This window comes from Inhella gelatinilytica (assembly GCF_016093295.1).
In the GTDB taxonomy this organism is placed as follows: Bacteria; Pseudomonadota; Gammaproteobacteria; order Burkholderiales; family Burkholderiaceae_C; genus Inhella; species Inhella gelatinilytica.
In genome coordinates, this window is sequence record NZ_JAEDAL010000007.1 from 104747 (window position 1) to 129361 (window position 24615).

Here is a 24615-nt window from a genome sequence, read left to right on the forward strand (position 1 = left end):
GGAGCCGTCCATGTTCTTGTCCAATTTCAGTATTCGCAAACCCATTGCGACCGTTGTGGTCATCATTGGGATGATGTTGCTTGGGGTGTTGGCGTTGACCAAACTGCGCGTCAACCAGTTCCCAGACATCGAGCCCCCGCTGTTGTTTGTCAATATCAGCTATCCCGGCGCGTCGCCCGACACGGCCGAGCGGGAGGTGCTGAACCGAATCGAGAAATCCTTGAGCTCGATCTCGGGCGTCGACCGAACGCAGTCTGCGGCGGTCGAAGGCGGTGTGCGCATCACCGTGGTGTTCGATTTCTCGAAAAACATGATTGAGGCGGCAGATGAGGTGCGCAATGCCATCGCGTCGGTGCGCCACAAGTTGCCGACCGAGATTCGCGAGCCCGTGATCACGCGCGCTGATCCGGGCGCGCAACCCATCATGCAGCTTGCGCTCACCAGCACTTCGCTCAACCATGCGGAGCTGTCGCGGTTGGTCGAGGACAAGTTGGCCGAACGATTCCGCGGCATTCCTGGGGTGGCCGTCGTCAACGTCAACGGGGCCCTACGCCGGGAGCTGTCGGTCCTGCTGCGCGCAGAAAAACTTCGCGAATTTGGTGTCTCCGTCACTGAGGTGGTCGCGGCGTTGCGGGCGCAGAACACCACGGCCCCGGTGGGCAAAGTGCGTGGTGAATTTGCGGATCAAAGCATCCGCTTGGTTGGCCGCATCGAGTCGCCCGCTGAATTCGAGCAAATGGTGGTTAAGCGCCGCGGAACCGATGTGGTGCGCTTGGGGCAAGTCGCGGCGGTGCGGGATGGTTTTGCCGACCTGACCGGCTTCAGCCTCAGGGATGGCAAACCCAACGTGGGCCTTTCGATCACGCGATCGCGTGAGGCTTCGACGGTGACGGTGGCCAACGAGGTACGCAAACTTGTCGATGAAATCAAGAAGGAATTGCCTGGCGGCACCCTGATGGAAGTGACGCAAGACGGCGGCAAGGATGCAGAGAGCAGCCTGTACAACGTGATTCATGCCTTGGTGTTTGGTGCCGGGCTGACGGTGTTCGTGGTCTATGTCTTTCTCAACAGCTGGCGCTCGACGCTGATCACCGCGCTGTCACTGCCCACTTCGGTGCTGGCCGCTTTCATTGCGGTTTGGCTGATGGGTTTTTCGCTCAATTTCATGAGCCTGCTGGGCCTGTCCTTGGCCATCGGCGTCTTGATCGATGACGCCATCGTGGTCCGAGAAAACATCGTGCGCCACATGGAGCGGGGCAGTGATCGGGTGACGGCGGCGCGCGAGGGGACAGCTGAGATTGGGCTGGCGGTGGCCGCGACCACGTTTGCCATCGTGGCGGTCTTTGTGCCCGTGGCTTTCATGGGATCGGGCCCAGGGCAGTGGTTCAAGCCCTTTGCCCTCACGGTGGTGGCCTCGGTTCTCGTGTCCTTGCTCATCAGCTTTACGCTGGATCCGATGTTGAGCGCGTACTGGGGAGACCCTCCGGGCTATCACGAGGCGCCCAAGAAGGGGATTTCCGCCCTCTTGCAGCGCTTCAACCACTGGTTTGACCACCAGGCGGACCGGTATGGCAAGGTCATTGCCTGGGCCCTGAAGCACCGGCTGCTGATGTCGCTGATCGCCGTCACGACCTTGCAGGCCTCTTGTGGGGCGCAGGCGATTTGGGGGGGGTCGTCCTTCCTGCCCGCAGCGGATGCGGGTTTCCTGGCCATTGATGTGCGCACGCCAGCGTCCAGCAGTCTGGAGTACAGCAAGCGCAAGCTGGATGCAGCCGCGACCGAGGCGCGTCAAATCAAGGAAGCGCGGCACACCAGCGCCTATCCGAACGCCGCAGGTGGCCGGATTTACGTGGATATCGGCAAGAGCACGGAGCGCAAGCGCTCGGCCACCCAAGTGGCGTCTGAACTGCGCGAGCGCATGGCCACGCTGGTGGGGGCTGAGTTCGTGGTTCTGGATGACCTGAACAACGGCGCCCAGAAGCCGGTCCAAATCCGCTTTTATGGGGCAGACACGCGCAAGCTGCAGGAAATCACCACCGGTTTCATGCAGCAAATGCGCACGATCAAGGGGGCGGTGGACATCGGCTACTCCGAGCAGGATCCGCAGCAAGAGTTGCAGATCGAACTCGACCGAGGCTTGGCCAACCAACTGGGCATCTCGGTGGCCGATGCGGCCCAAGCGTTGCGCGTGGCGTTTGCGGGCGTTGAGGTGGGGGATTGGGTCGATCCGGCCGGTGAAACGCGGGATGTGGCCGTTCGTTTGCACCCGCAGGATCGGGTGGATGCCAGCAACATTGAGCGCCTGCCGATTGCGGTGGCGGGCAGCAACCGCATGGTGCCGTTGGACCAGATTGCTACCGTGCGCATGGGCAAGGGTCCCTCGCAGATTCAGCACGCCGATGGCAAGCGCATGATTACGGTCAGCGCCAATGCCCAAGGCCGGTCGCCTGGCGAAATCACCGCTGAGGCCAAGAAGATGGCGGAAAAGATCGACTTCCCACCGGGCTACGGCATTGAGCTGGCGGGCTCGGCCCGCGATCAGCAGGTGGTCTTCACTGCCATGGTCACCGCGTTGTTCTCGGGCATTGCGCTGATGTACTTTGTGCTGGTGATTCAGTTCAATAGCTTCAGTGCGCCGCTGGGGGTGATGTTCTCGCTGCCGCTTTCGCTGATCGGCGTGGTGCTGGCCCTGCTGCTCACCAAGGGCACGCTGAACTTGATGAGCCTGATTGGCGTCATCATGCTCATGGGTTTGGTGGCCAAAAATGCCATCTTGTTGCTCGACGCCACGCGACAGGAGGAAAAGGCCGGTGTGGATCGTGAAGAGGCACTCATGCACGCCGGGCGCAAGCGGTTCCGTCCGATTTTGATGACCACCTTCGCGCTGATCGCGGGCATGTTGCCCGTGGCCATTGGGGTGGGTGAAGGGGGCGAGTTCTACCGTCCGATGGCGGTGGCCATCATCGGTGGCACGATCACCTCGACGGTGCTGACGCTCTTGATGGTGCCAAGCTTCTATGACTCGCTCGAAATCTTCAAAGGCAAGATGGCGGCGAATTTCCGCACGCGCTTTGCCGCTCGAGGCCGGGGTTACGCGCTGGGCGTGACGGGCTTGGAGGTCATCGGCCGCATCCTGGTGTCGATCCTGCTGCTGGCTTTGGCACCGCTGGTCTTGGTGGGGTGGGGCGCCTGGGGGCTGGTTCAGCGGCTCAGGGGCCGTCGGGGCGCGAGGCAAGCAGCACCCGTCCTGGGTTGAGTCGGTTCTGAGGGTCTAAAGCGCGCTTGATGCGGTGCATCAGCGCCAGGCCCGTCGAGTTGCCTCGATGGGCCAGTTCCTCAGCTCGCAGTCGACCAATGCCATGCTCCGCGCTGAAGGATCCCTGGTGTTTCGCAACCAGATCGAATATCACCCGATTGATCAGCGGCTCCTGAGCGCTGAAGGTGGCCAGTGTCTGGCCCTCGGGGGGGGCGATGTTGTAGTGCAGGTTTCCATCTCCCAGATGCCCAAAGACGACGGGACGCGCACCCGGAAAGTGCTGGGCCAGCGCGGCTTCGCATTCATGGACGAATTGGGGAATGCAGCGCAGCGGCAGTGAAATGTCGTGCTTGAGGTTACCCCCCGCGCGGGTTTGAGCGCCGGGAATCGATTCGCGCAGGGCCCAAAACGCCTGAAATTGCGCAAGGCTATGCGACACACAGGCCTCGCGCACCCAAGCCCGCTCCAGCATTTGGCCCAACCAGGCCACCAAGTCCTCGCGCACGGGCGCCTCGTCTCGCGGGCTGGAAAGTTCCAGTAGCACCGCCCAAGGCGCAACGGGCAGGGGCAGGGGGGCGATCAAGGTTTGTGCGGCCTCGCCCATGACCTCAAAACCGGACAGGGCGTCTCCCAGCACGGTGCGTGCGCTGCAGAGCAGGTCCAGCGCCTGGGCCAGCGAATCCAGGGTGACCCACGCCGCCATGCGGCTGCGCGGCGCGGGTGCCAGCTTCATGACGGCGGCGGTGATGATGCCCAGCGTGCCTTCGCTGCCGATGAACAGGTCGCGCAGGTTCAGGCCGCGATGGTCCTTGCGCAGGCCATCCAGGTCGGACCAACAGTCGCCATCAGCGGTCACCACCTCAAGGCCCAAACACAAATCCCGGGCATTGCCCCAGCGCAGAACCTGCGTTCCGCCCGCATTGGTCGCCAAGTTCCCACCCAGGGTGCAGGAACCCTCGGCCGCCAAACTCAGGGGCATTAAAAGGTTCTTTTCAGCCGCGGCGCGCTGCAGATCGGCGAGGATGCAGCCCGCTTCGGCGGTCACCGAGAGCCCCACGGTATCCAACTGACGGATCTGATTCAGTCGTTTCAAAGACAGCAAGACTTCGCCGCGTTGCGCGGTGGCGCCCCCCACGAGCCCCGTGGCACCGCCTTGCGCCACCAGCGGCAAACCCATCCGCGCGGTGGCACGGACCATGGCCTGTACTTCACTGCGGGTTCGGGGCCGAAGCACCAAGTCGGCTTGACCCATGAACCGCCCGCGGGGTTCCTGGTTAAAGGGCTCGCTTTCGGCGCCGCTCAGAACCTGTTCCGAACCGAACTCTTGCTGGAGAGCCAGCACCTGTGCGTTGAACACCTTGTGCACTCAGGCTGATTCGGTCTGGGCCCGACCGTCGGCCAATCGCCAACGAATGTGGGCGGTTGCGGAGCCAAAAACCAGGCATCCCAGCAGGACCTCGATCCAGCCCAGGGCAGCTTCAACGCCGACACCGCTGGGACCCCGCACCAGGCCCTCCGCGATGTACAGCCAGACCAGGAGTGCAAGCCAGCGGTAGGTATAAAGCCGATAACGCAAAAGGCCCGGGAGGGCCAAACACAGGGGCAACACTTTGATGGCCAACCGACCGCTACCGGTCGGCGCCCACAGGGTCTCCCAGAGCACGCCCAATGCAATCAGCGCCACCACAGCCGTAAGCGTTGCCGAACGGCTTCCACGGGCTCTTGCGCTGGGGGGGTTGGAATTCGATACGGGAGAAAGGGTGTCCATGCGGGAAGTGTACGAAGGGGCTCTCTACACTGCGGCGCATGCACTTTCGATACCGAACTTTGCGGCATGCAGGGTGGCTGCGTCTATTGGCCGGCAGTTGGCGTGATTTGCGTGAATGGCCCTGGGTGGCGTCTTGGGCGGGCGTCCGATTGCGGTTCCGCGAGCTTCGTCTTGGCGTTACCGCGGGCTCACTGACGTTCACCACGCTGATCTCTTTGGTGCCCTTGATCGTCCTGGGTTTGGCGCTTTTTACGGCGTTTCCGGTGTTCGGTGCGTTTCAAAAGGCGCTGGAGCAGTATTTCCTCTCGAACTTGGTGCCGGACAGCATCGCGCGGCCCGTGCTGAAAAGCCTCACCGCATTTGCTGGGAAGGCCAAGGGTTTGGGGACCGTGGGTGCCATCGCTTTGGGGCTGTCAGGCGTGGGTTTGATGTTGACCATCGATCGCACACTGAACTCCATCTGGCGGGTGCAGCGTCCGCGTCCCATGGGGCAACGCGTCTTGGTTTATTGGGCAACGCTGACATTGGGACCGCTGTTGCTGGGGGGTAGCTTGGCCTTGACCAGCTATGCCATTTCAGCGAGCCGGGGCCTCGTTACGCGCCTCCCAGGGGGCATGGAAACCTTTTTGGATGGCGTTCAGGCGGTCGTGATGCTGCTTGCCGTGGCGGCGCTCTTTCGCTATGTCCCGAACACGTTGGTGCGTTGGCGCCACGCAGTCTTGGGGGCACTTTTTGTGACGGTGGGCCTGAGCGTTGGAAAGTGGGGACTGAGTGTTTGGATTCACTACGCCCCGAGCTATGCCACCGTGTATGGGGCCTTTGCCACTTTGCCTATTTTTTTGATCTGGGTGTATTTGGGCTGGGTGGTGGTATTGATGGGTGCCTTGGTGGCGGCGAATGCACCCGGCTTGACGCAAGGCTTGATTTATCGCCCGCCGGGGCCGGGGGTGGACTATGAGTTGGCGTTGGGTGTGATCCGGGAGTTGTGGGGGCGTCAGCAGCGTGGGGCCGCCGGTGCGACGCCGTTGGCCTTGGCCCAGGCGCAACGGGTGGATCCACTGCAACTGGAACCCGTTTTGGAAGCGCTGCGGCGATTGGATTGGGTTGCACGTTTGGAAGAGGAAGGAGCCCAGCGGTTGGTCCTGCTGCGCAATCCCCATGAAACCAGCGCCAGTCCGCTCTTGCATGCACTGCTCGTGCCGCGCACCCTGGCTTCTGAGGCGCTGTGGCGGGCCAGTGGTTGGGAGCGCACTTCGGTAGCGGTGCTGCTGGGGATTGCCGATCGGCGACAGACGGACTTGGGGCATCAAGCCCGCACGTCCTGAGCCCTGACACGGTGTGTGCCAGAGCAAGTGCGCTTAAGGGCCTGTCAAAACCGCGGTCAGAGGGCAGTGATCCGACAGGGCCAAGGCCGCGGTTTCACCTGGCTTGACCTCGGTCCTTCCCCAGGCGCCCAATGAAACCTTGTGTGCGCCTTCGGGCGCCCGAAGGCCAGCGGAAACCACGATGTGGTCCAACCCCAGGGGGTTACGGCAGCCCAAGGTGTTGCGGACTTGACCATAGGCTTCGCGGGAAATCGCTTCGCGCCGCGCTAGCAGGCAGGCGGGTTCGTCACAATGAACCTCCAGCAACGTCAGTTGGGGCATGCCCGAGGGGCGCTCATCGTTCACTTCTCGCCACAGGTTGCGGCTGCGTGCGGGGGGCACCAGGGGCTGCGTTGCGTCTGAACTGTCGGAGCGCACGGGGCGATTCAGGGGTTCGGCGTCTTCATGCGCCAAATTTCGGTTGAAGTCCCCCATCCACACCAGAGCATCCATCCCTTGTGCCGATTTTTCGACCCAGGATTCAATCGGGGCCACCTGGGCCTGGAGGGCTTGACAGGCGGGGTCGTCACCCTCCAACTGCCCTCGACTGGAAGCGCCTAGGCCATCCAAGGGCGAAACGCAGGAGGACTTGAGGTGAACCGTCAGAAATCGCCAGCGTTTTCCGTTCATATTTAAAGTGAGCGCGAGTCCAGGGCGGAGTTGCTCGGCTTCGGGACGGTCCAGGAGCGCCAAGGGCCATTCCACGTCGCAGCTTCCTTCGCCCAGACTCTTGCGCCAAGCCAGGGCAAGCCGTTGCACCTTGTGACCCGAGTAACTGCACACTCGGTAGTCCGGCCCCAGAAGCTGCTGCACAGCCGCCGTTCCACTGACTTCTTGGAAAGCCCAGACATCTGCGCTGACTTGACTCAGGACCGATTGCAAGCGCTCGCGTCGCTGCGTGTCGGCTGCCAATTCCACAGGGACTGCTTGACGCTGGACTTCCCACACATTGCAGGGGGGTAACTTGCCAATGTTCCACTCAATGGGCGCGTTGCGCCCCCACGGCAGCTCCCACCCCTTCTTGGTTTCGGCGGTCCCCCGCTCCGCCGCTTGCCATCGGCCGGTCTGGGGATTCAATTCAAACGGTGCACTGCACGAAGCGCGCCATTGGGCCGCCAGCTCCTTATCCAGGTGCCAGCCCAAATTCCAGGTGGCGACCTTGAGGGGTTGGGCCTGGGCCCATGAACTCAGCGCGCAGAGCGCCAGGGAAACAAAAGTGCGCATGGATCTGCTCAGGTGATGTGACGATTCAGTGCTGCGCCCAAGTCCGTCGAGCGGGGTTGCAACTGCAAGCCCTGTTCAACATGACCCAAATGGCAGTGCATCAGGTGTTCCGCCGCCGGTGCATCCCGTCGTTCGATGGCATCCACCAAGGCTTGATGTTCGTGGACCGAGTGCTCTGCGGCGTGACGACTTTGATACATCAGTGCGATGAGGGAGCACCGCGCCGAGAGCTCCGCCAGCAAATCGGCCAAGACGAGGTTCCCCGCGCGCTGAGCCAGCAGAACGTGAAAGTAAGCCAGAAGACGGGTCCGACGCGGAACGTCGCCGCCTTGAAGGGCTTGTGACTCTTCGACCAGATGGGCGCGAAGGGCGGCAATGTCGAGTTCGGTCGCTTGCGCGCACATGCGACGGATCAGTTGCTGCTCCAACGCCTGTCGCACTTCAAAGATTTGACGGGCCTCCTCGATACTGGGCTCCGCAATGAAGGCCCCACGCCCGGGTCTTAGGCGAACCAAGTGATTCCGGCTGAGTTGGTTGAGCGCCTGCCGGATCAGGGTACGGCTGACCTGAAAGTGATCCGCCAACTGCTGCTCCACCAACTTGGTGCCGGGCATCAATCGACGCTCCACGATGGCCGTGGTGATGGCATCAACGATGCGCTGGGTTGCGGTATCGGGACGAATCAAGGACACGAGGGGCTCTCAGCGGGTCAACTGTCAGTGTAGTCAGCCTGAAAAAGCATGCCGAGCGTTTGCGGCAAATCAAAGCCTTATGAGCAGGTCGGATTCATGCTTGAAGGGCATTAGGAGAGCCTCATGATTCAAGTTGCCCCATATCTCGTCAGTTTCGTGCTCGCCGCACTCGCCTCTGGGGCCTTGGCGCAGGCCAAGCCGGAGCGGGTGGATATCGGCAAGCGAGAGTTCGAAGCTAAATGTGCGTCCTGCCATGGCGTGACCGGCAAGGGCAATGGACCCGTCGCGGGACTGTTAACCAAGAGCGCGACGGACTTGACGCTTCTAGCCAAGCGCAATGGCGGGGTGCTGCCGATTGCGCGCATGTATGAAGTCATTGAAGGCGGGGCAATTGCAGCTCACGGCACGCGTGATATGCCCGTCTGGGGGCGTGAACTCCGCCTGCAAGCAGGGGAATACTACGGTGAAGTCCCCTACGACCCCGAAGCCTATGTGCGGGCGCGCATCCTGACATTGATCGATTACGTCAATCGAATCCAGGTCAAGTAGTTAGGTCTGGGACATCTGTTCCTCAACGCGGCCTGAGCTCATAGACAAAGGCCGGTGACTGAGCCGATTGGCCGGCAGGGTGCTCCCCAGGCAGCCAACTTCGAAGGTATTCGACACGTGCAAGATCAGGCTCTACGGTGACGCGGATGCGCCCCGAATTGGGCAGGCGGTCACCACTGCGGTAGCGGTCGAAGAAGTAGGCGGCGTAGTTGGGATCGGCCGGCTCAGGTGCGGTTTGGTAGGTCACGCCGTCGAGTTCCTGCCGCACAAACACGTGGTCGTGGCCTTGGAAGAAGGCCGTCACGCCGTGCTTCACAAAAAGCCCGTGGATGGGCAGGGGCCAACCGGGGCGTCGCTGGGCGAACTCGTCGCGGCCTCGCGGGTCCTTGCCGCCCCACTCGTAGAGGCCGGCCATCTCCACCCCGCCGCGCCCAGTGCCCAGCACGTGGTGGGCAAAGACAAACTTGAAGCGGGCCGAGCTGCTGGCCAAGGTCTCGGCCAGCCAGCGGTACTGCGCCTCTCCCAGGGTGATGGCCCAGAGGTCCCGCTTGCCTTTGAGCGCCGCACCCGGCCCTTCGGCGGAGTCGCCGGCGGGGCGTCCGCCTCCGGCCTTGTCGCGATGGCCCAGCGGGTTGTCCACGGTCTGGGGGCTGTGCCAGTAGGGATCGATGATGACGAACAGCGCGTCCCCCCAGGTCCAAGCGTGGTAATCGCGAAGCAAGCCAATGTGTTCCACCGGCGTGGTGTTGCCGCTGTAAAACGCGTTGGGGGCGGGGAGGGGGAAGAGGCGGTTGCGCGCCGTTTGCGCCCAGACGGCGACGTTGTGAGGGCTGCCGTCGAGATTGGCCCTCGAGGCCTGCTCGTGGTTGCCATTTACCAAGAAGAGCGGGGCGGTTTGCCCAACCAGGGCCAAGAAGGGGCGCTGGAGTTGGTAGCGCTGCGCCACGGTGGCGGCGGTGCGCTCGGGCAGGGTGTCGACGCTGAAGTCATCCCCGAGGGTGAGATAGAAGTCCGGCCGATCCGCTGCCGCCGCGCGCAGGGTTTGGGCGTAGAGCTCCGGATGGAACTGATGGCCGCGCTCGGGGTGGGAGTCGCCTTGCAACTCGAACACGAAGCGGCTGCCGGGTGCCCGTTGGGTGTGGAAGCTGTGCTCCGCACCCATCCGCGAGGGCCCTTGGGCGTTGGGCCGCAACAGCACCCGGTAGCGGTAGGCCTGATTGGGCGCGAGATCGGCCAATTCCACTTCCTGGGGTACCGCGCCCGTGAGTCGCAGCCAGGGGCCGCTCACCCAATCCTGGGCGTGAGCTGGTCGGTGCTGCACCTGGGCTTCCGTGTCGGATTGGCTGAGCAGGCTGAGGGCGATGGAGTGCGCCGTCGGGCGGCCCAAGATCACGCTGAACCGCTCCAGCTCAACCACATCTGCGGGCAGGGCGAGGGCCGTGCGCGCCCCCTGGCGGCGCGGCTTCTCGTCTTGGGCGGTGCCGAGCAGGGGGGCGAGCAGGAGCAGGCCGACGGCCCAGCGGCAGGTGGAGAGGGTGCTCATGGGGTGCGCGGGGTGACGTGGAAGGCGTGCAACACCTGACCGGGTCGGGCGGCGCTGAGGTAATGCACGTTCAGTTGGTCGGGGCTGACGAGGACTTTGAGAATGCCGGCGTCGCCACGGATCACGCCCTCGCGGTAGCCATAGGCATCGCCCTCGTGTCGGTCACCCGGATGACCGGGTTGGGGCACTTCCAGGTACACGATGCCATCGCGCTGCTGGTAGGCATAGAGGTGGTCGTGGCCGTGCAGCACCAGGTTCACGCCCGTGCGCACCAGCAGAGTGTGGATGGGCTCCTCCCAGCCGGGGCGCTGCTGGGCAAAGCCCGGGCTGCCATCGGCGTTCAGGCCGCCCCACTCGCCATAGGGCACGGCCTCGGCGCCACCGCGGCCTTGGCGATCGGCACCCCCCACCAGTTGGTGCACGAACACCAGCTTGTGGCGTGCCCGGCTGCGCTCCAGCGTGTCTCGCAACCAGCGGTACTGGGGCTCACCCAGCGTGAGGTCCCAGCGCTCTTCACCACGCTTGGCGCTGCCGTGCCAATAGGGGTTGAGCACGACGAAGAGTGCGTCGCCCCAGGTCCAGGCGTAGTAGTCCTGCAGCGGGCCCGCATGGCGGTCGGGTTGCGAATTGCCGCTGTAGAAGCCATCGGGCTCCGGGTTGGGGAAGTGGCGCTTGCGCAGTTGATTGGCAAAGACGGCGAGGCTCTCGGTGCCGCTGCGCAAGAGCTTGCGGTCTTCGCCGTCGTGGTTGCCGAGCACCAGAAACAGCGGCACGCCCAGTTGCCCGAAGTAGTGCCGCTGTTGCAGGTACTGCTGGGCGGCCGCTACGCGGTTGGCGTGCTTGTCGACCATGAAGGTGTCCCCCAGGTCGATGTGAAAGTCCGGCGCGGCGGCACGCGCCTGGCCCAGCGCCCGTTCGTACAGCGCCGGGTCGGTGTTCTGGTCGAGGTGCGTGTCAGCGCTGACCGTGAAACCAAAGGTCTTGCCGGCGGGGAGTGCGGTGCGGAAGTGCCCGCTGGCCAGCGGGTGCCCATCGGCATCGCTCAGGGTGTAGCGGTAGGCGCGATGCGGTGCCAAGTCGGTCAGCACCAAGGGCTTGGGGTCCCCCTTGACCAGACGCAGGACGTGATGGGTGTCCATCGGGCTGCCCTGGGGGCCGTGGCGCCAATGCACCTCGACATCGCGCCGGTGGGACAACACCAGGGCCGTGACGCCGCGCAGGTCCGGGCGCCCCAAGATGACGTCCACGTCCGGTTGCGCGACAAAGGGGGCGGGTTGGTGTGGGGGCCCTTGGCGCTTGCGCGTGTCGCCGCCGTCGGGCTGCGCGAGCGCGAAGCCCGTCAGGGCCAAGCCGACGAGGGCGCTGACACCCCACACCAGGCGTCTCAGGCTGCGCAGGGCGGGGATCAGGGTGTCACGGTCCATCGGTCGTCCACTTGGCCATTGCGGCGGGTGCTGGTTTCTTGGCTGGGTAGCCAGGCCCTCACGTACTCGCTGGTGACGCCGCTGGGGCCGACACTCACGCGCAAATGGCCCGAGCTGCTTTGAATGGTGCCAGAGTTGTAGTGGTAGTCACGCGCCAGCGTTGCGCCGCTGGAGAAGTTCACGGCGCTGGGTTGGGGCACGGCTTGGTACACCACCCCGTCCAATTGCTGTTTCACGTAGAGGTGGTCGTGTCCGTGAAACACGGCCGACACCTTGTGCTGCACCAGCAGGGTGTGGATGGGCACACCCCAACCGGCGCGGTGGGTCGCAAAGCCTTCGCTGCCGTCGGCGTTCTTGCCCCCCCATTCGTAGAAGGGGGCCGCCTCGATGCCGCCGCGCATTTGGCCGTCCAGGCCGCCGACCAGGTTGTGGATGAAGATGAACTTGTATTTGGCGGTGCTGCTGGCCAGGGTGTCGGCCAGCCAGCGGTACTGGCGTTCCCCCAGCGTGAGGTTCCAGCCATCCTTGCTGGCCTGCGCACGGCTGTTCCAGTAGGGGTCGAGGGTGATGAACAGGGCGTCGCCCCACGTCCATGCGTAGTAGGCGGCTCGTGCGCCGACCAGGGGGTCGGGCAGGGTGTCGCCGCGGTAGAAGATGCCCGGCTGGGGGTTGGCAAAGTAGCGCTGCCGGGCCTGGGTGGCCCACACAGGTAGGTTGCTGGGGCTGTTGCTGGGCGCGAGCCAGCCCAGCTCGCCTTCGTGGTTGCCGTTCACCAAGAAGAGCGGCACGGAGTGGCTGATGGCACCGAAATTGGTGCGCTCGTACACGTAGCGACGGTTCACCACCTCGGGGCTGTCGGCGTCGTCGACCAGGGCCACCAGGGGGTCGCTGTGCTTTTCCGTCATGAAGGTGTCGCCCAAGTCGATGTGGAAATCGGGGCGGTCCGCCAGCACGTTTTGCAGGGTGCGCTGGTACACCGGCAGGCTGGAGTTCTCGTCCAGGTGCGAGTCCGCTTGAAGGGTGAATACAAACGAGCTGCCCGGCCCGCGGGCGGTGTGGAAGCGCGCCTCACCAGTGGTGCTGGCGGCGCCCGCACCCGTCGCCAGGAATTGCACCTGATAGCGGTAGTCCGTGTCGGCGCTCAGGCCGGACAGGCTGATTTCCAGCGGGACGCCCGGCTGCAAGGCGCTGCTGGCCGTCTGCTGCAGGGCCCCAGCGTTGGCGGGCCCGTAGGCCACGCTGATTTGGCCGGACTGGGTGGCGGAGAGCAGCTTGAGCGTGATGGTGCTGAGCGTGGGTGCGCCGAGCAGGACCGTGCCATCGAAGGCAGCCGACGGTGCCGGCGCGGGAGCAGGTGTGGGCGCGGGAGCGGGCGCGGGTGCTGGAGCCGGGCTGGGCGCAGGTGTGGGTGCCGGAGTGGGTGCAGGCGCTGGAGTAGGCGCGGGTGCGGGTGTCGGCGCAGGCACCGGAGCGGGTTCGGGCGCGGAACTGCCCCCACCGCCGCCACAGGCCAGCAGGGCAAGCAGCAGTGGGGTGGCGCTCAAGGCGCGCATGCGGGTGGTGGTGGTCATGGCAGGCGGTAGCTGAAGGCGGTGGAGCCGTGGACACGGGTGGCGGATTCGTCGCGCTGCAGGTACGAGCGAACGTAGTCCACCTGCACGCCGTCTGGGGCGACCCGCACACGCGTGTAGCCGCTGTTGGGGAACTTCTCGCCGCTTGCGTAGGCGTCGGCGTTCCACAGGGTGTAGTTCGGGTCGGCCGGCTCGGAGACGGTCTGATAGGTCACGCCGTCCAGCTTTTGCCGGACCCAGATGTGGTCATGCCCCTGAAAGAAGATCGTCACGCCGGTGCGGGCCATCAGACGGTGGATGGGCTCGGTCCATGTGGGGCGCTTCAGGGGGAAGTCAAACTGACCGTTGGCGCTTTCGCCGCCCCACTCCCACTGTTTGGCGAGCTCGATGCCACCACGGCCTGTGCCCATCACGTGGTGCGCAAAGACGAACTTGTAGCGGGCCCGGCTGCCCTCCAGCGTGCGCTGCAGCCATTGGTACTGGGCGTCGCCATGGCTCACATCCCACATGTTGCTGCGCTTGTCCGAGCCGCCAAACACGTTGTCCACTGCGACGGGGGAGTGCCAATAGGGGTCGATGACCACGAAGAGTGCGTCGCCCCAGGTCCATGAGAAGTAGTTGCGCAGCAAGCCGATGTGCGGCACAGGGGTGGGGTTGCCGCCGTAGAACCCATCCGGGGCCGGTTGCGCATAGAGGCTGTTGCGGGCGTTCTGCGCCCACACCGCCACGTTGTTGGCTGTGCCATCGAGCAGGTAACCCGCGGCTTGTTCGTGGTTGCCATTGACGAGGAAGAGCGGGGCTTGGCGGCCGATCAGGCCCAGGTAGGGGCGCTGCAGGGTGTAACGCTCCCGTACTTTGGCGGAGTCGATGGTGGTGGGGTCCAGCGTGTCGACGCTGAAGTCGTCCCCCATGAGCACGTAGAAGTCGGGCTGGTCGGCCGCGGCCGTTGTCAGGGTGCGCGTGTAGAGGTCCGGATCGAACTGGGACTTGAGCCGCTCGGGGTGCGAGTCGCCCTGCAGGGCGAACGTGAAGCTGCTGCCGGCGGGGCGCGCAGTCATGAAGCTGGCTTCGTCACCAGGAGCGCCCGCCGTGCCGTCGGTGGGCCGGAAGTAGAGGCGGTAGTAGTGGCGCGTGTTGGCGCTCAGCCCGGTCAAGGCGATCTCAAGCGGCTGCCCCGCCTGCAGAGGCTGGGCCGCTGTTTGGGTGTCGAGCGCACCCGAGCGCGTGCCGTAGGCCAGCCACACCGTGCCCGACTGATCGGGTGCGTAGACGTTGGCTTTGATGCCACTGTCGGTCGGCGAGCCCAACACCACGTTGCCGCGGAAGCTGCTGGTGCCGGGCGCCGGCGCTGGATTGGGTGCCGGTGCGGGGCTGGGTGCCGGAGCTGGGCTTGGCGCAGGAGCCGGAGCCGGAGCCGGACTGGGTGCGGGCGTGGGGGCTGGAGCCGGGCTCGGCGCGGGGGCTGGCGTGGGCACAGGCACGGGCGCTGGGCTCTCGGCCGAGCCACCGCCGCCGCAAGCACTCAAGACCAGCAGAGCCGCCCCCAGGCTGGCCCAGCGCGGGGAGGGTTTCGGGTGGCGAGGGGGGCGACGCATGGGCATGGGATTCCTTGATTGCCCCAATCAGGGCTTCATCTCGGGCTCGATGCTAGGAACCCTGGCCCTTGGGTGAATGACAAGTGCGTCATGGAACCGTCGGGTGACAGCCTTGTCATCCGCCCGGCGGCATGACGGGTTGCAATGAGGCTGTCCCGTCAACCTCAGCCGTAGGAGGCACCATGCACCGATTCCACGTCATTCCATCCATCCTGCGCGCGGCCGGCCTCGCGCTGTCATCTGCACTCCTGCTCTGTGCCCCGGCGGTGGCCAAAGACGCCAAGCCCGCGGTGGCGGAGGCCAAGCAACAACTCGAGGCCGACAAGGCCCGCCTGCGCGCCGACAAGGCCGCGGGCAATCGGGCGGCAGTGGCGGCCGATCGCGCAGCGTTGCAGCGGGACAAGGCGCAATTGCAGGCTGCGCGCTCGGCGGCAAAGGCCGATCAGGCGGCCGGCCGAGCCAAGCCGAGCCAGCGCGCGGCCAGTGCGCCTTGACGGGGGCTGAGAGCCTTTTGCGCGGCCGACCGAAAGGGGGCGATGCCCCCGAGCCGGCCGCGTGTGCACTTGCTGGGTTCGTCCATTCGCCGTTGGGTTGGCCTGTCTGCCGGCCCCGGGCGGATCGGATGCTCGGTCGGCTGACATGACCGAAGTGTCATCGTCGGGTGGGCGGCCTGAGAGAGAGTGCTCGATGCCGGGGTGAGGACCTCCCTTTGGGAGACGGTCATCGCTTCGGTACCGCTCGGACGCCCAGTGCGGTGGGTCGGATCCGGTCGTGATTTTCAATAGCTCAACCAGGAGACTCACATGCTGAACGTCAATGCAAGCCCCTCACCTGCGCTGGATGCCTCAAGGCAAGCGCCTCGGCAGCCGCCGCTGAGTCCCGAGAAACGGGCCGAGGTCTTTGCCGTCTTGGAGAAGTACGACGCCAACGCCCTCAGTGGCAGCGATGTGGAGGCGATCAAGAAGGCCTTTTCGGCGGCGGGGATCCAAAGAGGCCCCGCGCTGCGCGAGGCGATCGCTTCCGCGGGCTTCAATCCTGCCGATCTGCACCCGGAGAGAACCGAGGCAGGGCCCGCGCCTCGTCCGGCCAATCTGGAACAACTGCAGACGCTGAAAGACATTCTGGGCGGCTATGACTTGGCGAATCTGAGCGCCGACGATCGGTCGGCCCTGGTCCAGCGACTGAAGGAGGCTGGATGGGACAGACCGGGCTCGATCATCCATCGGTCGGCATAGGCTTTGCCGCAAGAGTCAGGGCGCGCTTTCGAGCGCGCCTTTCCATTCACGGGGCGGCAAAGAAGCGGTCGTTGTTGGCCAGGTAGGGCACCAACACCGTGCTGTCTTTGATGGGCTCGGCATAGAGGTAGGCTGTTGCGGCCCCCGAGAAGTCAAACGCGGTTCCGTCCGCATAGCGGCCCGACAGGATGGTCTTGCGCAGGGCCGTGAGCTTGGTCTTCTGTTCCGCGCTGAGCGAGTTCTTAACGGCCGCGAAGACGGTGGCATAGGCGTGGTTGTTGGCGCCGTCGAGATCGCCATACCGGGCCGAAAGTTCCTGCACGCGCGCTTGAACGGTTTGTGGTGAGGTGCGGGGATCCTGAAGCGAACGCAACAAGGTGGCGATCTCGGTCCGCACCTCCACGATGTTCGCCCCCGGGGTGCCGTACAAATGGCCACGCTGGCGATCGACCAGGCTGGACATCAGCTGGGCCTGCGTGGGGTTCACGTAGCCCAAGCCGGCATCGACCAGCACGGCCCCTGCGGTGGCTGTGAGTTGTTCGTCGATGCTGTAGCCCTCGTGCCCGATGGCAGGGGCGTCCTTGATGTAGAACGAGCCGAAATAGGTGCCGTGCCGCTCGGGACAAAAGTACACATCAGCCGCCAGGGAACCGGCCCACCAGCTGTAGAGATCGCTTGCATAGGTCATGACAGCCACGGCGGTTCCAGCGGGAAGTCCTTGCAGCTTGTTGCGCACCTGTGCGTCCGTGACGTCCGGCCAGGAGGACCAGCCCTTGCCTTTCATTGCCGCCAAGTAGGCCAGTTGCGTGGCATCGAGCGAGCGCAGGATGTCGGCGTACAAAACCGCGCGGTCGAAGGCGATTTGCCCGTCCAAGAGATACAACTCACGCGAGGCCGTTTGAACCGCCGCCAAATTCAGACCGGGGCTGCCCAGGGGCAAGTCGCCATCGGCCAGTCGTCGGAAGGCTTTCATCAGTGCGAAGCGGCGCAGTCCGTACTCGTTGCTCAGGGGCAATTGCGCTGCGGCGAGCGCCTTGAGTTTGGCGAGCTGCTCGTCCTTCAGGATGAACAACAGGTTGTTGGCGATGCGCGTGAGAAAGCTGGTGTTGTGACCCATGTTGTCTGGGTCGTTGTCGCGCAGGTACTGGAAGCCGGTGTAGTCGGCCACCTTGCCGGGTGGGAAGAACGACTGCGCCTCGAGATTGCCGGTCAGCAGGGCCAAGCCTGCAAAGGCCAGGGTGGTGCGTTGCGCCCCGTCGGACAGGGTTTGCGCCATCGTGAATTGCGCGCTGGGGTCGTCGCAGGGCATTGCCCTGGCGCCGGTCAGTTCGAATTGCAGCGTGGGTGCCGCGCGCTGGGTGAGTTCGACGTTGAAGCAACGGCTGTCGGCCCCCATGACCACGCGCAAGCCGGTGAGTGTCAGCAGCCCCGTGGCGGCATCAAACCCACCCCACGCCGGCAGGGGGTTGGCGCAGGAGCGGGCGGTGGCGGAGGTGACTTCCAGGCGGTAGGTGGGGGCGGTGGACAGGGTGCGCAAGCTGGCGTCGTAGCAGGTGCGGCCTCCCTCGATGTTGACCGGAACGCCCGTGAGCGACAGCATGCCGCTGAGGCTGTCATAGGTGGGTGTTGTGTCAATTGCCGCGGAAGGCTGGGCGATCGGGGCGGCGGGCTGAACGGCGACCGAAAGGGGCTGACGGTGCGATTCGCTCGCTGTTGCGGAGAGCTCCTCGCCACCGCCACCGCAGGCCGGTAGGCAGGCCGCCACAGCAAGGACGCAGACGCGGTGCTGCCGAGGGATGGACGCTGATTTCGAATGGGAGGGCCACATGGCTGCGCTCGTGTGTAGTCTGGATGCGTCCAATCTAGGCCGGTGCACCTGCGAGACGATGACATCGGCGTCATGGCGGTGGACCGCGTAAACGACCGCGGCGCGAGCCAGGCGGATGGCGCAGTGCCCGTGCCCGCGCCATGCCGTGCGCCTCAGCGTTTGTCCGCGCCAAAGAAGCCCTCGGTCCTTGTCGCTTCCGCCATCCCTGCGGCATCCAACGGCGCGGCATACAGGAACGGGCCCTTGGGGTCGCGCGGGTCGTGGGGGCTGCGGGCGCGCAGCTGCTGCAGCGCGCTGCGTTGTGCGGGGTTGAGGTCCTGCCCCACCCGGGCGAAGGCTTGCACGTACAGGTACGCCAATTCACCGTCCAGTTCGCCGTAGCGGCGCGAAAGGGTCTGGACCCTTTGCGCGTCGGGGCGCTCGCCAACCAGGAAACGCCGCAACTCATGCGCGATCTCGCGCCGCACCGACGCAATCTCTTGCAACTGGGCGCGCTGGCGGTCGGGCAGGGCCTCGATCAGCGCGCGTTGGGTGGGGCTGAGCAGGGTGAGGAAGTCGGCGCCGGAGTCGCCCGTGAGCGCTGTGCTGATGGAGAAGTCTTGCTTGCCAAGGGCTGGCGCGGTCTTGAGACCAAAGCCGCCGAAGTACATGGCGTGGCGTTCGGGGCAGAAGTAGGTGTCGGCCTCCAGGCTGCCCCCTTGCCAGGCAAAGAGCTCGCTGGCGTGGGTCATCATCGCCACGTCCAAGTCGTGGGGCAGGCTGCGGCGCTCTGCGGGGTCGGGTGCATCGGGCCAGGTGCGTGAGTCGCCGAATTTCAGGCGGGCCAATTGCGCTCGCTGATCGGCGCTCAGGCCCTGGATGACTTGGCCCATGGCGTCGGCACGGGCCCATGCGATCCGACCGTCGAGTTCATACAAGGCCGCGGAATGGGCAACAACGGCGGCACGACTCAAAGGGGCCTTGGCGGCCGGGCCGCTGCGCTCCAGGGTTTGGCGGAAGGCCTGGATCAACGGCAGGCGCAACAGGGCGAAGCGTCGGACATCGGCTTGCTGCTGCTTGGCCGCCTCGATCAATTGGGCACGCTGTGCCGGCGTCAAGATGGCCAGGGTGTTGAAGGCGATCCGCGTCAGAAAGGCCGGGCTGTGGCCTCCCTGCACGGCATCGATGTCGCGCATGTATTGAAAGCCGAAATAGTCCGAGACCTTGCCCGGGGGCAGAAAGGTGTCCGCCGCAAAGTCGCCTGTCAAAAACGCCAAACCGCTGAACGCAATGGTGTGGAGTTGGGCGCGATCCGACATGGCTTGCTGCAGCGAATAGCGCTGTGCGCCCTCACGCGGGGAGCGGGGTCGGTCGCCGTCCCGCGGTGGGCGGCGCTGTTCCGCCGGCGGCTCGCCGCGCGGCGGTGGGGCGTCGTTGGCGTGGAGGCCGGTGCTGAGGCTCAGCAAAAGCCAGGCAGTGCAGGTGTAGAGCTGGGGGCTTATGGGTGAGATCTTTTCAAAGGCGCTTCAAAAGCGGAAGAGGGGCGGTTTCTCCGCGGGGGCGCTGCGCACCCAGCGTTGCTGGGGTTCGTAGTGCACCACCAGCACGCGCGGCAGTTCGGGGGGCAAACGCAGTTGAACGGCGGCCGTGGGGGCTTTGGACAGCCACTCCGCGCTCACCTCCAGGGTCTGGCCGTGTGCGTGGTCATGTGGGGCCACGACCGACTGCATGGCGCGTTGCTGGATCAGCGTTTGCACCCGGCTGGGCGTGGGCCATTGCCATTGTGTGGGGGCTTGCCAAGCGCCCTGGGCGGGTGCCAATTGGGTGCTGCTCTGGATCCGGAGCTGCAGGCGTTCAAACTGTGTGCGGAAGGCGGCGGCATCCAGCGCCGCCGTCTGGACGAGGAACTCCGCATCGCTCAACTGCGGTGCGAGGCTGCGGTGCATAAGGCTGACGAGGTCCATATGGAAGCGCAGGCTCACCTGCTGCGGGTGGCGCCGTACCAGGGTGAGACGGTCCGCCTCCATCTCGTGGGCCTGTGCCGCACTGGACCCAAGCCCCACGATCAGCAGCCAGAGACAAACCATCCAGAACTTCATGACGCTTCTCCTCGGTCGCATCAGCGGCAGTAGGTGATGGTGGGCTGCGTGGGGGTGCCTGCGCCGCTGGTGAACTGGAAGTTCCAGCAGGCGGACTTGCCCTTGTTGGCGGTTTGGGCGAGCAGTGTCTCCAAGGCTGCACCGGCGAGGCGCTGGTAGCGAATTCGATAGGTGCCCGGTCCGTTGGCATAGCTGTCACTGCCCGTTTCCGTGGTGGTGAAGCTGCGTGCGCTCGTGAACTGCAGCACTTGGTAGCCATCTGACGGATCTTGGGTCAGTGTCATTTGCGACACACCAAAGGGCGTCACCGGGGGCTGGCGCATGGGGCTGAACTTGGCGCTCTGTCCGGCCAGGTCCGGGCTGGGGGTGCCGCGGAAGCACGAGAGCACGTAGGGCGACGCGTCGGTCACGTGGTAGCTGTAGCCAGCGGGACCATTGCTCACTGGGTTGGTGTTGCCGCCGCACACACCGTCGCGTTGTGCCGGTGAGCCATCGGCGTTGTTGTAGCCGTAGATGGCAAAGCCATCCAGCGCCCAGCCCAGCGGGTGCGTGTCCCAATAGCTCGCGGGCTTGGTGGCCATCAGGCAGACGGGGGCGGCGTGGTAGTGGTAGTCGTCCGCCCGGCCCGCGTGGCCGTTGCAGACGTCCAGTTCGCCCAGCACCTTGGTGTCGCCGTTTTGGCAGCCGCCTTGCTTGCAGGGGTTGAAGATGGGCACACCGTTGATGGCCATGCCGATCGGGCCGTCCACGGCCGACGTGGAGGTGGCGGCCACGGCCGGGTTCAGGGGAATGCGCCAGGCCTTGGTGCCGTAGAAGTTTTGCGCAATGGGGACTTGCAGGTTGGTGGCCGTGATGCCGTCCATCATGGTGTGGCTCGTCAAGCCGTCCGAGCCTATGTAGGCGTAGCTGGCGTCGCAACCCACCGTCGGGCGCCCGGTGGTGGAAACCGCCACTGAATTGCGCACCAGCGCACAGGGTGCGGTGCTGCCGCTGGAAGCGGCGGTTCTGGCATAGCTCAGATTGAGCGTGGCCTTGCCCAAGGTCAGGGGCGCCAGCGCGGCCTCCAATTGGGCGCCCGTGACGGGCCCGCTGGCCAGGGTCGGGCTGGCGGACAGCGCGTACAGCGTCCAGGTGTAGATCTTGGCACCCGGTCCTTGGGAACAGGGGGGTTGGTAGGCCGCCATCGGCCCGTCGCTGCCGACACCGAGCGTGCCGGCGCCGAAGGCGTCACGCGCCAAAGCCGTGCGGCTGGCGGCGATGTTGTAGAGCACCCAGTTGTACTTGATGCTGCCATCGCCAGGGAGCGTGCTCATCAAGAGCGCGTACTCGCGGGTGCCGGCGGGCGGATTGGCCCAGGCAAGCGGCGGGCTGGAGCCGGGCCCGTCGCAGGTGTAGTCGGCGGGCAATTCGCTGCCATCAACCCCCAGCGGACTGGCGAGTGAAAAGCCGGCGGGACCTGGTGCAGGTGCAGGTGCAGGTGCAGGTGCAGGTGCAGGGGCAGGTGCAGGTGCGGGGACTGCATCTGTGGTGCCGCCTCCGCCGCAGGCGGCGAGGGTCAGTGCCGCTGCGGCAGCGAACGCTCCGCAGGGAATGCTGAAGATCGTAGAAGGGTGGGGCATGGTGATTCCCTGCGGCAAGTTCAACGTGAACTTCGTGGGAAATGCTAGAAACGGCAGCGCGACGATTCATGACATTGCAGTCATTTGTCGCCGGACGCGCTTGAGCGTGCGGCTGCAGTTAGCGCGGCAGGATCAGCTGCATGGTCACACGATCATTTGAGGTATCCAGAAGGCTCAGCGACCCGCCGTGAGCGCGCGCAATTTCTCGAGCCAAGCTCAGGCCCAATCCGGTGCCGTCCACCTGGCGGCTGTGGGCCGCGTCACTCCGATAGAAGCGCTCGAAGAAGCGGGCGCGCTGGGCCGGTGTGAGTGGCGAAGTGGCGTTGCTGAAGGTGACCTCTACGCCAGTCGCCAGGTCGCGCGCGTGTATTTGCAGGGCCCCCTGGGTCAGCCCATGCCGCAGGGAATTGCTTAGCAAGTTGTTGAGCAGCTGACGCAGCAGCACGGCGTCAGCGCTAACCACCAGCCCAGGCGGTACCTTGACGTCGAGCTGCCGCTCATCGCTCAGCATGTGCGCATCAGCGACGAGGTTGTCCAGCAAAGCGCTCAAGTTGACGGGCTCACGGTGCAGGTCCAGGCGGCCGGCATCGGCGCGCGAAAGCAGCAGCAGCTTGCGAGATATCCCGGTGAGGCGCGTGACTTCCTCCAGGATCGCACCCAATTCCGCTTGAACGGCCCGCCCATAGGTGGCTTCAATGGCACGCTCCAGACGCCCCTGCAGGATGGTGAGCGGGGTGCGAAGCTCGTGCGCGGCATCAGCTGAGAAACGAGAGGCCTGATGAAAGCTGGCTTCCAAGCGTTCGGCCATGTCGTTGTAGGCGGCAATCAACTCACGAAACTCGGACGGTTCGCCGGTGGCGGTTAACCGGCGACTTAACTCTTGCGGCGTGAGGCAACGCATTGCCTCGCGAAGCCGCTGGACAGGGCGCATCATGGTGATGGCGAGACCCGCTGCGCTCACCGCTGCAAGGAGTACGGCCAGCGGCAGCATCACTTGCAAGGTTCGCTGCCAAAGGGCTTTAAGCTCGTCGTCCAGCGACGTGAGTTGGGCTGCGAGATAGCCGGTACCAGCCCGAGTTTCAATCCGAACGACAGCCCATTCGGCGCTGGTGCTTTGCACTTCCGCGGTTTCGCATCGGCCACGGGGGTCGGTGCGCCCTGAGCCGGGTGCGTCCCGTCCTACGGCCGGATCCCACTTCAGTTGAGCTTGGATACCAAACCACGCCGTTTCTGGCGATTTGTCTGGTTGACCCTTTGCGACGGCGGCCCCGTCTTGCCAGTGCATGCGCAATTGGTCGGGGCTGTCCAGGCGCAATTTGCGCAAGATGTCATCAAAGAGCCGCGCTTCGGGTTCGGTACTGCGACGCGGGTTTCCCAAGCGACGGGCCTCCATGCACAGCCGTTCTTCCAATTGCTCAATTTCGAGTTTGCGCAGTTCATGCCCGCCGATAAGCAGGAGCGCAGCAGCCGTGACGAGCACCACAAAGCTGGCTTGCAGGAAGAGGCGGAAATGAAGCCGCATCAGTCGATACGGCGAAAGCGATAGCCCACGCCCCGGACGGCCTCAATCAAAGGCTCGACGCCATGGGCATCGGTCGGGGTGAATTCAGCGAGTCGAGCGCGGATGCGCTTGATGCAAACATCCACCACATTGGTGGCAGGGTCAAAGTCGTAGCCCCAGACGTGTTCCAAGAGTTGGGCCCGGGAAAAGACTTCGCCCGGCGAGCGCATCAAGTACTCCAGCAAGCTGAACTCTCGAGCCGTCAATTCGACCTCACGGCCACTTAGCTGAACACTTCGGGTGATGCGATCCAGGCGCAATGCGCCGACTTGCAACTCGGATTGGCGCTCGCCCTTAAACCGTCGCAAGACCGTGTGCAGGCGCGCGGCGAGCTCCTCGACAAAGAACGGTTTGGCCAAGTAGTCGTCTGCTCCCAGAGCAAGACCTTGAATGCGGTCTCCCAATTCGTTTCGGGCGGTGAGGAGCAAGACGGGCGTATTGATGTGACGCTGGCGCAAGTCTTGCAGAATGTCCAAGCCATCCCGCCCTGGAAGCATCAAGTCAAGCACGATGGCATCCCAATCGGGCTTAAGGGCCTGCATGTGGCCTTTCCGTCCGTCCGCTTCCCAGCAGACGCTGAAGCCCCGGGTCTCAAGCCCTGAGCGCACAAAGTCGGCGATGCCGGCTTCATCTTCGATCAGCAAGATCCTCATGGTGCGGATTGGGCCCGCGGGGGGGAGCCGTACCATGACATTAGTGTCATTTTTACGTTAGGGGTGGAGCACCACCAAAAGCGCCACGGCTTGCTCAGTGCTGGCATTGCGGATGGCGTGCGGCTGGTCTGCCGCGTAGCGTGCGGTCTCGCCTGAGAGGAGACGTTGGCAATTCGGGCCTGATTCGACCTCCAATTCGCCGCTCAATACGCTGACATGTTCCCGCGAGCCGGGTTCGTGGGCTTGTGATGCCAACACGCCACCGGGTTGGACGGTCAATTCGTACCACTCGAACTGACCTGCCAACTCGATGGGACCAAGGATGCGCAACTGAGCCAAGCCATCGGGGCTGGTAAGCCCCGGCGTGGCGTGGGCCACCACATGGTCGATACCGCGTTCGTTGGACTTGGCACCGTCTAGCAGGGTGCTGAGCTCGACCCCAAGTGCCTGCGCCAAGCGCCACACCACCGCCACCGTGGGGTTGGCTTGGCCGCGTTCGATCTGCGAGAGCATGGACTTTGAAACCCCCGCACGACGGCTGAGCTCATCCAGGGTGAGTTGGCGTTGAGCCCGCAGCTGTGCCAGCGCATCCCCGACTTGAGGCGGCTGAGCCAGATCGATGTCGTTCATAAAAAGCTTGCCTTAGTGCACGAAC

At 64.7% G+C, this 24615-nt stretch carries 20 protein-coding genes; 5 read left to right on the top strand and 15 right to left on the bottom strand.

Annotated elements, in window-relative coordinates:
* Nucleotides 1-10: 10 nt before the first annotated feature.
* The gene (locus I7X43_RS13410; protein WP_198101456.1) at nt 11-3256 is read left to right on the top strand and encodes an efflux RND transporter permease subunit; all 3246 of its coding nucleotides are present in this window, start codon (nt 11-13) and stop codon (nt 3254-3256) included.
* On the opposite strand, the gene I7X43_RS13415 is transcribed toward I7X43_RS13410, so the two are convergent.
* Nucleotides 3210-4622 carry an FAD-binding oxidoreductase gene (locus I7X43_RS13415; protein ID WP_310737570.1) on the bottom strand — a complete coding sequence of 471 codons (1413 nt, stop codon included), beginning with the start codon at nt 4620-4622 and terminating at the stop codon, nt 3210-3212. The genes I7X43_RS13410 and I7X43_RS13415 overlap by 47 nt on opposite strands.
* Nucleotides 4623-5024 (bottom strand): DUF2069 domain-containing protein, encoded by a 402-nt coding sequence (locus I7X43_RS13420; protein ID WP_198101457.1) that lies wholly within the window; start codon nt 5022-5024, stop codon nt 4623-4625.
* Nucleotides 5025-5062: 38 nt separating this feature from the next.
* Here I7X43_RS13420 and I7X43_RS13425 point away from each other — a divergent pair, with 38 nt between their 5' ends.
* Nucleotides 5063-6349 carry a YihY family inner membrane protein gene (locus I7X43_RS13425; protein WP_198101458.1) on the top strand — a complete coding sequence of 429 codons (1287 nt, stop codon included), beginning with the start codon at nt 5063-5065 and terminating at the stop codon, nt 6347-6349.
* Nucleotides 6350-6382: 33 nt separating this feature from the next.
* On the opposite strand, the gene I7X43_RS13430 is transcribed toward I7X43_RS13425, so the two are convergent.
* Nucleotides 6383-7612: an endonuclease/exonuclease/phosphatase family protein gene (locus I7X43_RS13430; protein WP_198101459.1), complete on the bottom strand. Its 1230-nt coding sequence runs from the start codon at nt 7610-7612 to the stop codon at nt 6383-6385.
* A gap of 8 nt (nt 7613-7620) precedes the next feature.
* Nucleotides 7621-8304: a GntR family transcriptional regulator gene (locus tag I7X43_RS13435; protein ID WP_310737571.1), complete on the bottom strand. Its 684-nt coding sequence runs from the start codon at nt 8302-8304 to the stop codon at nt 7621-7623.
* A 123-nt stretch (nt 8305-8427) separates the two neighbouring features.
* Here I7X43_RS13435 and I7X43_RS13440 point away from each other — a divergent pair, with 123 nt between their 5' ends.
* A complete protein-coding gene (locus I7X43_RS13440; protein ID WP_198101460.1) occupies nt 8428-8853 on the top strand; it encodes a c-type cytochrome in 426 nt (141 codons plus the stop codon).
* A gap of 22 nt (nt 8854-8875) precedes the next feature.
* Here I7X43_RS13440 and I7X43_RS13445 read toward each other — a convergent pair whose 3' ends face one another.
* The 4 genes from I7X43_RS13445 to I7X43_RS13460 are packed head-to-tail and all read right to left on the bottom strand — an operon-like array spanning nt 8876 to nt 14986.
* On the bottom strand, nt 8876-10396 hold the full coding sequence (locus I7X43_RS13445; protein WP_198101461.1) for a metallophosphoesterase family protein: 1521 nt from the start codon (nt 10394-10396) through the stop codon (nt 8876-8878).
* A complete protein-coding gene (locus tag I7X43_RS13450) occupies nt 10393-11820 on the bottom strand; it encodes a metallophosphoesterase family protein (protein WP_198101462.1) in 1428 nt (475 codons plus the stop codon). Before I7X43_RS13450 ends, I7X43_RS13445 begins: the two co-directional genes overlap by 4 nt.
* Nucleotides 11802-13391, bottom strand: coding sequence for a metallophosphoesterase family protein (locus tag I7X43_RS13455; protein ID WP_198101463.1), 1590 nt, complete (start codon nt 13389-13391; stop codon nt 11802-11804). Before I7X43_RS13455 ends, I7X43_RS13450 begins: the two co-directional genes overlap by 19 nt.
* A complete protein-coding gene (locus tag I7X43_RS13460; protein ID WP_198101464.1) occupies nt 13388-14986 on the bottom strand; it encodes a metallophosphoesterase family protein in 1599 nt (532 codons plus the stop codon). Before I7X43_RS13460 ends, I7X43_RS13455 begins: the two co-directional genes overlap by 4 nt.
* A gap of 182 nt (nt 14987-15168) precedes the next feature.
* Between I7X43_RS13460 and I7X43_RS13465 the strand changes: the two genes are divergently transcribed.
* Nucleotides 15169-15480 carry a hypothetical protein gene (locus I7X43_RS13465; RefSeq protein ID WP_198101465.1) on the top strand — a complete coding sequence of 104 codons (312 nt, stop codon included), beginning with the start codon at nt 15169-15171 and terminating at the stop codon, nt 15478-15480.
* 309 nt (nt 15481-15789) lie between these two features.
* Nucleotides 15790-16221 carry a hypothetical protein gene (locus I7X43_RS13470; RefSeq protein WP_198101466.1) on the top strand — a complete coding sequence of 144 codons (432 nt, stop codon included), beginning with the start codon at nt 15790-15792 and terminating at the stop codon, nt 16219-16221.
* Between the two features lie 46 nt (nt 16222-16267).
* On the opposite strand, the gene I7X43_RS13475 is transcribed toward I7X43_RS13470, so the two are convergent.
* From I7X43_RS13475 to I7X43_RS13505, 7 genes are all read right to left on the bottom strand, one after another.
* Entirely contained in the window at nt 16268-18049 is a 1782-nt protein-coding gene (locus I7X43_RS13475) for a hypothetical protein (RefSeq protein WP_198101467.1), read from the bottom strand.
* 152 nt (nt 18050-18201) lie between these two features.
* Nucleotides 18202-19494 (bottom strand): hypothetical protein, encoded by a 1293-nt coding sequence (locus I7X43_RS13480; protein ID WP_198101468.1) that lies wholly within the window; start codon nt 19492-19494, stop codon nt 18202-18204.
* A 60-nt stretch (nt 19495-19554) separates the two neighbouring features.
* Nucleotides 19555-20127 (bottom strand): hypothetical protein, encoded by a 573-nt coding sequence (locus I7X43_RS13485; RefSeq protein WP_198101469.1) that lies wholly within the window; start codon nt 20125-20127, stop codon nt 19555-19557.
* Nucleotides 20128-20147: 20 nt separating this feature from the next.
* Nucleotides 20148-21746 (bottom strand): YHYH protein, encoded by a 1599-nt coding sequence (locus tag I7X43_RS13490; protein ID WP_198101470.1) that lies wholly within the window; start codon nt 21744-21746, stop codon nt 20148-20150.
* 118 nt (nt 21747-21864) lie between these two features.
* On the bottom strand, nt 21865-23268 hold the full coding sequence (locus tag I7X43_RS13495; RefSeq protein WP_198101471.1) for an ATP-binding protein: 1404 nt from the start codon (nt 23266-23268) through the stop codon (nt 21865-21867).
* The gene (locus I7X43_RS13500; protein WP_198101472.1) at nt 23268-23960 is read right to left on the bottom strand and encodes a response regulator transcription factor; all 693 of its coding nucleotides are present in this window, start codon (nt 23958-23960) and stop codon (nt 23268-23270) included. The genes I7X43_RS13495 and I7X43_RS13500 overlap by 1 nt, the downstream gene beginning before the upstream one ends.
* 57 nt (nt 23961-24017) lie before the next feature.
* The gene (locus tag I7X43_RS13505) at nt 24018-24590 is read right to left on the bottom strand and encodes a helix-turn-helix domain-containing protein (protein WP_198101473.1); all 573 of its coding nucleotides are present in this window, start codon (nt 24588-24590) and stop codon (nt 24018-24020) included.
* Nucleotides 24591-24615: the final 25 nt, after the last annotated feature.